This window comes from Pelomicrobium sp. G1 (genome assembly GCF_051905455.1).
Taxonomy (GTDB): domain Bacteria; phylum Pseudomonadota; class Gammaproteobacteria; order Burkholderiales; family UBA6910; genus Pelomicrobium.
In genome coordinates this window covers 1-263 of the sequence record NZ_JBQACR010000388.1, presented here as the reverse complement: position 1 = coordinate 263, position 263 = coordinate 1, and the positions used below count along the sequence as shown (strand labels likewise).

Genomic DNA, 263 nt, shown 5'->3' with positions numbered 1-263 from the left:
GCCACCGGGCGGCGCCGGGGGTCGCACCCCGGGAATGCACGGTACACACCGGCGCCCCCGGAGGGATACGCATGCCTCCGCGGGGCAGGTCGCTGCACCAGGCGGGCCAACGCCACCCACCCGGGATGCGCACGGGAGCAGGGGCGGACACGATGGCGTGGGCCCGGATCTGGACCCGGCGCACCAGGGGCTCCCGGTGCAGCTCCCCCCTGCAGGCCCGCAGGTGCCCGTCGAACAGGCTCTCCCGGCAATCGACGTCGTAC

The 263-nt window shown here is 75.7% G+C and carries 1 pseudogene; it reads right to left on the bottom strand.

Annotated features, from left to right (window positions below):
* Positions 1–263: pseudogene (locus ACTFO6_RS18950) on the bottom strand (ATP-grasp domain-containing protein); the annotation flags it as partial.